7 protein-coding genes and 2 pseudogenes are annotated in these 6,710 nt (G+C 53.2%); 6 read left to right on the top strand and 3 right to left on the bottom strand.

What is annotated here, in order from left to right:
• Positions 1–192: 192 nt before the first annotated feature.
• Positions 193–1,182: a flagellin gene (locus FWG96_04305; protein MCL2032470.1), complete on the top strand. Its 990-nt coding sequence runs from the start codon at positions 193–195 to the stop codon at positions 1,180–1,182.
• Positions 1,183–1,250: 68 nt separating this feature from the next.
• Here the strand turns inward: FWG96_04305 and FWG96_04300 are convergent, their stop codons facing one another.
• Positions 1,251–1,511 carry a hypothetical protein gene (locus FWG96_04300; protein ID MCL2032469.1) on the bottom strand — a complete coding sequence of 87 codons (261 nt, stop codon included), beginning with the start codon at positions 1,509–1,511 and terminating at the stop codon, positions 1,251–1,253.
• On the opposite strand from FWG96_04300, the pseudogene FWG96_04295 reads away from it, so the two are divergent.
• Positions 1,480–1,644: pseudogene (locus FWG96_04295) on the top strand (Arp2/3 complex-activating protein rickA). The gene FWG96_04300 and the pseudogene FWG96_04295 overlap by 32 nt on opposite strands.
• On the opposite strand, the pseudogene FWG96_04290 reads toward FWG96_04295, so the two are convergent.
• Positions 1,564–2,054, bottom strand: a pseudogene (locus tag FWG96_04290) (hypothetical protein). The pseudogenes FWG96_04295 and FWG96_04290 sit on opposite strands and share 81 nt — an antisense overlap.
• Before the next feature lie 478 nt (positions 2,055–2,532).
• Between FWG96_04290 and FWG96_04285 the strand changes: the two are divergent.
• Complete coding sequence (locus tag FWG96_04285; GenBank protein MCL2032468.1) at positions 2,533–3,087, top strand: DUF2284 domain-containing protein; 555 nt, start codon at positions 2,533–2,535, stop codon at positions 3,085–3,087.
• 174 nt (positions 3,088–3,261) lie between these two features.
• Here FWG96_04285 and FWG96_04280 read toward each other — a convergent pair whose 3' ends face one another.
• Positions 3,262–3,402 carry a hypothetical protein gene (locus FWG96_04280; GenBank protein ID MCL2032467.1) on the bottom strand — a complete coding sequence of 47 codons (141 nt, stop codon included), beginning with the start codon at positions 3,400–3,402 and terminating at the stop codon, positions 3,262–3,264.
• Between the two features lie 377 nt (positions 3,403–3,779).
• Between FWG96_04280 and FWG96_04275 the strand changes: the two genes are divergently transcribed.
• Genes FWG96_04275 through gatB form a run of 3 tightly spaced genes read left to right on the top strand, consistent with a single transcriptional unit; the run spans position 3,780 to position 6,708 of the window.
• Positions 3,780–4,052 (top strand): aspartyl/glutamyl-tRNA amidotransferase subunit C, encoded by a 273-nt coding sequence (locus tag FWG96_04275; protein ID MCL2032466.1) that lies wholly within the window; start codon positions 3,780–3,782, stop codon positions 4,050–4,052.
• Positions 4,049–5,371 carry an amidase family protein gene (locus tag FWG96_04270; protein MCL2032465.1) on the top strand — a complete coding sequence of 441 codons (1,323 nt, stop codon included), beginning with the start codon at positions 4,049–4,051 and terminating at the stop codon, positions 5,369–5,371. Before FWG96_04275 ends, FWG96_04270 begins: the two co-directional genes overlap by 4 nt.
• Entirely contained in the window at positions 5,368–6,708 is a 1,341-nt protein-coding gene (gene gatB, locus FWG96_04265) for an Asp-tRNA(Asn)/Glu-tRNA(Gln) amidotransferase subunit GatB (GenBank protein ID MCL2032464.1), read from the top strand. Before FWG96_04270 ends, gatB begins: the two co-directional genes overlap by 4 nt.
• The last annotated feature ends 2 nt before the right edge of the window (positions 6,709–6,710 follow it).

Here is a 6,710-nt window from a genome sequence, read left to right as displayed (position 1 = left end):
GCATTACTTAAAACTCAAGTTATCTAAAAAACAAAAACACAAATATAGTGACTATAATGAAACGGAACGCATAAATGCGTTCCCTACATATAATATAGTGGTTTGGTTAGCCGCGTCCTCGATTGTATCATAGCAGATTCACACAAACATAGCTTCTTCAAGGAAGACTAAAAAAAATCATGGAGGAATTAAATGTCACTCGTAATCAACAACAACTTAATGGCTTATGGCGCAGCAAATACGCTAAATGCCCATTACAGCAACCTCGCACAATCTGTTCAAAGATTGAGCACAGGTCTTAGAATCAATTCTGCAGCAGACGATGCCGCAGGACTGGCAATTAGAGAAGGAATGCGCGCTGAAATAGCCGCATTAGGTCAAGGAATTCGTAACGCACAAGATGGTATCTCGCTCATCCAAACAGCTGAAGGCGCCCTCGCAGTTATCGATGAAAAACTCATCCGTATGAAAGAGCTCGCAGAGCAAGCCGCAACCGGTACATATACAAACGAACAAAGAATGATCATTCATTCTGAATTTGCTGCAATGGCAGCAGAGATTGATCGTATCGCTACCGCCACAAACTTCAACGGCAGAAAGCTATTAAATGGTAATGTAAGTATTGCCGGCGAAAATGGCTACTGGACAGCTGGAAATATGTGGCAATCAGATGCAGGTATGTGGGCAAACTCTTCTGGATGGGAAGAAACAGACGGTTATGCAAATGCAAACGGAGATATAATAGGTGGTATCAAGATCCACTTTGGTCCAAACAACCAAAGAGATCAAGATTATTACTTCATCCGTATCGGAGATGCAAGAACTGAATCTCTCTTCAGACTAGCAGGAGAAACAAGAGCTGATGGAAACGGAAAAGCTAATGTAGCCGTTTCTACCCAGCACGCTGCCCAGAGAGCACTCGAACAAATAAACACAGCCATCACAAGAAAAGAAAATCTTCGTGCCAACCTTGGTGCTATCCAAAACAGGCTCGAAAATACTATCACAAACTTGACCGTTCAAAGAGAAAACCTACAAGCATCAGAATCTCGTATCTCTGATGTTGACATAGCAAGTGAAATGACTGAATTTGTAAGAAATCAAGTCTTAACACAAGCTGCTGTTTCAATGCTTGCACAAGCTAATTCTTTACCGCAATTAGCTTTAAGGCTTCTCGGATAAAAACGGTAGTCTTTTGAATATATCGATACTCCCCCCCCCCCCCCCTCCCGCTACGACCCTCTCCCTCACTATGTATCCCTGCCCCCCCCACACCCCCCCCCGCTCCCCGCCCCTCCGTCGCCGCCGGTGGCCGTTCCTGTGCCGCCGTTGATGGTGACCGTGCCGCCGTCGCCGCCGTCGCCGCCGCCGATGCCTGCACCATAGTGTTCGCCGCCGGTGGCCGTTACTGTGCCGCCGTTGATGGTGATCGTGCCGCCGTCGCCGCCGTCGCCGCCGCCGATGCCTGCGCTGAGACTACCGCCGGTGGCCGTTACTGTGCCGCCGCCTATGGTGATCGTGCCGCCGTCGCCGCCGTTGCCGCCGCCGCCGATGCCTGCGCTGAGACTGCCGCCTATGGCCGTTACTGTGCCGCCGTTGATTGTGGTCGTGCCGCCGTTGCCGCCGTTGCCGCCGCCGATGCCCGCGCCTTCATAGCCGCCTTTGGCTATTACGGTGCCGCCGTTGATTGTGGTCGTGCCGCCGTTGCCTCCGTAGCCGCCGCCGATGCCCGCGCCGTATCTGACACCGGTGGCCGTTACTGTGCCGCCGTTGATGGTGATCGTGCCGCCGTCGCCGCCCCAGTCTCCGCCGCCGATGCCTGCAGCACCCATGCCGCCGCTGGCCGTTACTGTGCCGCCGTTGATGGTTATCGTGCCGCCGTCGTTACTGCTATCTCCCCCGATGCCTGCGCCGCCATCGTTGTCGATACCGTCATCGCCGCCGCTGGCAGTGAGCTTGCCCGTATCGATACCTGCGGACTGGGCGTAGATGGTCAGGCTGTCCGTTCCGGAAACAGAAATGCCTGCGTCGTAGATACCGGCTGTGACGGTCATGTCGCAATTATCTTCAAGGATGATATTGACATTTCCGCTGATGGTAATTTTATCTGTAAGGTTTATCGTGCCCGTCACGACATACCAGCCGCCAGAGACTGAATCGTCCAGTAAGTAAGGCGGCGATGCGAAATATGCCTGATCGAGCACCGTGGCCTCCGAACAATTCTGCGTATCGCCTAACTCGTCAATATACGGAACATCTGCTGCCGTATCCGCCGATGCCGCCGGTGCGAATAACACTGCCGCCGACGTTATCACTACGAGTGCCGTCGCGATCGCTGCGGTCAGCAACAGGTTGCGCCGGAACTCGGTTATTTTAGAAATCCTTGCTACTTGCATGTCCTCTCCTCCCGGAGCGTTCCCGCTCCGGTCTTCCCTTAAAAAATATCATCCTATGTAGAGTATATAATTTATCGTGGCGGCCGTCCGCCTGCGGCAAAGTTACGTATATAACCCTCCCGGAATATGTCTGAGCATGATAGGAAAAGTTTGGGAAACTGTGTCAAAAGACCCTGCGGCGGCCGGTTATTCCTTTAAAAATATAGGTCTGCCCTCTCCTGACGCCCGTTCGATGAAAAAATGCAGGGAACTGTGCGCGGAGAACACCTGCGGCGCGTACGGCGTGACCTGGGGGTGCCCTCCCGGCGCGGGCACCGAGACGGACTGCCTGGATCTTGTGAAAAGCTTTTCAAAAGCCGCGATCCTCATAAAGAGATTCGACAACATTGATCTGAACGATCGTGACCTTCTCAAAAAGCTCTGCCTTGAACATCAGGATGTGTGCAGAAGTTTCGGCAACGCGCTGAGAGCGGAAGGTTGCAGAGCGATGCCTCTTTCCGACGGCGGCTGCAAATACTGCGGAGAATGCTCATACCCTGACGATCCGTGCAGGTTCCCGGACCAGAGGATGGCGTCAATAGCCGCCTATGGGATAATGATGGACGAATACATGAAAGAGAACAGCATAGATTTCGAGTTCAGAAAGGACGGCATGACCCTCTACGGGCTGATACTGTATGATGAACCGTGATCCGGATCCGGGCCGCACATTACAAGTTGGCCCGGGCTGTTACCTTGATTATGCAGAATAAGAGCTCGGAGATGGACGCTGAGGCTCCGTACTCATAGAAACGATCATAATGGATTCTTACCTCGCCGCCGGGTTTGGACCCACCTCCGTTCGCTTTTGTTCCGATCCGCAGATTCACAAGAACATCGCCATGTAAAGCGGCAGCGTCAGTTTCTTCCCCCGTTCGCCTACATTCCCTGATACGAACTTCAGGGCGCAGGGAGGATCGTATCTTTTTATGAATTCATCTAGGGAGACCGTTCTTCCATTCCACAAGCGTATCCATGATATTTCTTCTAAGCATAAACCGACTCCTGTGAAATTTGCATTCCAGATAGATGTATTACGGTACTGCTATACATATTTTAGGACTTTGAAAATAACGGTTGATACATATTTTGGAACATTGAAAACGATAGTTGATACATATTTTGGAACATTGAAAACACATCAAAAAATCCACGCAGCGACTATAACCTGAAGAATTGGAAGCATGCCTGCCTGACGGGAGGATCGCGGGTCCAAACCAGATATCTCAGAAGGAAACAGGGCGTACGGAGCGCAGGTATCGATACCGCCGCGTTCCGACGGCGGCGACAGACCTTAACTCGGAAATAATATAATCAAAGGGGACGATGAGGTTTTGACCTCATATGGACGAAGAGACCGTGAAAAAGGTTGCGAAGTCCGCACACCTTGCGCTCAGCGATGAAGAACTTGAAAGATACTGCAAATGGCTGGGCGACATGCTTGATCGTTTCGACACACTTGACGGGGCTCCCGAAGAGGACGGCTATTGTATCAACCCGACAGATGTCGCTGACGCCCTCAGGGACGACGAGCCGGGCATCTTCATCGACCCGTACGAGCTTCTGAAGGATATGAAGACCTACGAGAACTATGTCAGGGGGCCGAGACTGCTATGAGGGACGTCTTAACCTCGCTCCCGAAGCTTAACGGCAAGTACTCAATGTTCAGCTGCATCGCCTCCGGCGCCGATACCGGAGATCCAAAGTTCCATTTTTCCGCCAAGGACTGCCTTACGTCCAAGGACATGGAGACTAAGTGCGGCTCCAGAATCCTTGAGGGATACCGTCCGCCGTTCGACGCGGCCGTGATCGAAAAGATGAAAGCATCCGGAGGGAAGCTCATAGGAAAGACCAACATGGATGAGTTCGGGTTCGGATCCTTCGGCACTTATTCCCCGTTCGGCGTTCCCAGGAATCCCTACGACCTTGAAAGATCATGCGGCGGTTCGTCCGGCGGAGCGGCGTGCGCCGCTGCCGTCATACAGGATCATGTCTCATTGGGAGTGGCGACCGGAGGTTCAGTTACCTGCCCCGCAAGTTTCTGCGGGGTGTACGGTCTCGTCCCCACCTACGGCAGAGTGTCGAGGTACGGGGCGATAGACTGCTGCAACTCCCTGGACAGCGTCGGGATCTTGTCTTCGGACCCGGGCAGGATCGCCGAGACGCTCCGGACCATCTCCGGAAAGGACCCTCGGGACCCGACGTCATGCTCTCAGCCTGAGCTTGAGCTTAAAGGCAGGAAGATAAGATCGATAGCTGTGCCGGAAGATTCTCTTGCCGGAGTAAGCAAAGACGTCGTTTCATGTTTCATGTCGTCGCTGGATACTCTGAAAGGAATGGGCATCGAAATAGACATGATAAGCATGCCTTCTCTGAAGTATGCCGTTCCCGTTTACTACGCGCTCGAAGTGTCCGAAGCGTCCACGAACCTTGCGAGCTATGTGGGGATGAGGTACGGTCAGCAGGACGGCGACCTTTCCCTCAAGTTCGATGATTATTTCACGCGCATCAGGACGGAGCACTTCGGAGAGGAAGCGAAGAAAAGGATCATCCTGGGAACATATGTCAGGATGGCCGGGATGAGAGAGAAGTACTATCTTAAAGCGCTCAGGGTCCGGCTGCATATGATATCGTCTTACAAAAAGGTCCTTGCGGACCATGACGCCGTTCTCACCCCCACGATGCCGTTCGTCTCCCCAAGATTCGGCGAAATATCGAAGATGACGTTCACCGAGACATATGACGCCAACCGTCTGTCCCTGCCTCCGAACGTAGCTGGCATGCCTCACATGTCGATTCCCTGCGGCTACAGCGAAAGCGGGATGCCGATCGGAATGCAGGCGGTCACCGACCACTGGATGGAGGATCTCCTGCTGACATTCGCAAAAGAATGGGGATCGGCCTTTACCGCAAGGCGCCCGGAGGTATCGCTATGATGATCGGATTGGAGATCCATGTGCAGCTTCCCACCAGGTCAAAGATGTTCTGCTCCTGTCCGACGACGGACGCCGAAGGTCCCAACACCCACGTGTGCCCGGGATGTCTGGGTATGCCCGGGACCAAGCCCGTGATGAACAGAAAGGCCGTGGAATACGGGATAAAGCTGGCAAAGATGCTGAACTGCGAGATACCCGACACCATGTGGTTCTCCAGGAAGGTATACTTCTACCCGGACATGAGCAAGGGCACACAGATAACCCAGTACGAGAACCCTGTCGGAAAGAAAGGCGTCTATTACATGAACGGAAAGAGGCCCATCAGGATCACGAAGATACAGCTTGAGGAAGACCCCGGAAAAACAAAGAGGTTCGGGGACCAATCGTCGCTTGTGGACTACAACAGGGCCGGGACCCCTCTAACGGAGATAGTCACCGAGCCGGACTTCACCACGCCGGCAGAAGCGAGGGAGTTCCTCAGACAGCTGATAATAGACATCCGCCACACGATAGACCTTCCGGACGACGGGGAAAGGAGCATCAGGTGCGACTGTAACATATCCATCGGAAAGGAGAGAGTGGAAGTGAAGAACGTCAGCGGCCTGAAGAACGTGGAGAGGGCGCTGACCTTCGAGGCCGTAAGGCAGACGAAGGTCCTGAAGGCCGGAGGGAAGGTCGAGAGGGAGACCAGAGGTTTCGATGAGGAAAGAGGAGTGACGTTCTCCGTGAGAAAGAAAGAATATGAGTCTGACTACGGCTACATCCATGAGCCGGATCTCGGACTGTTCCACATCGGGGATCTCGCAAGGTCCATTACGATCAAAGAAAGCCCGGCTCAGACAGCGGCAAGGCTCAGCAAAGAATACGGCATTGACGGGAAGACGGCGGATCAGATCGTCTCTACCTCCATCGGCCTTGCGGAAGTGTTCGAGATGATAGCGAAAGCGACCGGGTCCGTTAAAACGGCGGTATCATGGACCAGGGGGGCGGTGAGCTCTAACTGGAAAGCATTCGAGGCCTCCGGGAAGGATCCGGAGGGGATCGCCGGGATACTCAAAAAACTTGAGGATGGTAAGATAACGGACGTCGAGGCGGACATGGAGCTGAACTCATACATGACCGGAAGGGACGCCGCTGCCATAAAGGAACAGAGCGCCGATCTGAGCCAGATAATAGACGGCTACCTTGACGCGCATCCCGAGATCATCGAAGAGATAAAGAAGAACGAAAAGGCGCTCAACCGCGTCATCGGCCATGTGATGAAGGAAACAGGAGGAAAATACTCCTCATCGGACATAGTCTCGGCAACAAAGAACGCGCTGAATTCGAGGCTCTGAAC

This window comes from Candidatus Methanoplasma cognatum (assembly GCA_009777615.1).
GTDB lineage: Archaea > Thermoplasmatota > Thermoplasmata > Methanomassiliicoccales > Methanomethylophilaceae > Methanoplasma > Methanoplasma cognatum.
Note: the sequence above shows the minus strand (reverse complement) of the source record. Positions and strands in the feature narration are given on the sequence as shown.

Coding starts and splice junctions, on each gene's coding strand:
- gatB (MCL2032464.1), top strand. CDS start 5,368: ATGATGATCGGATTGGAGATCCATGTGCAGCTTCCCACCAGGTCAAAG.
- FWG96_04305 (MCL2032470.1), top strand. CDS start 193: ATGTCACTCGTAATCAACAACAACTTAATGGCTTATGGCGCAGCAAAT.
- FWG96_04270 (MCL2032465.1), top strand. CDS start 4,049: ATGAGGGACGTCTTAACCTCGCTCCCGAAGCTTAACGGCAAGTACTCA.
- FWG96_04275 (MCL2032466.1), top strand. CDS start 3,780: ATGGACGAAGAGACCGTGAAAAAGGTTGCGAAGTCCGCACACCTTGCG.
- FWG96_04285 (MCL2032468.1), top strand. CDS start 2,533: ATGATAGGAAAAGTTTGGGAAACTGTGTCAAAAGACCCTGCGGCGGCC.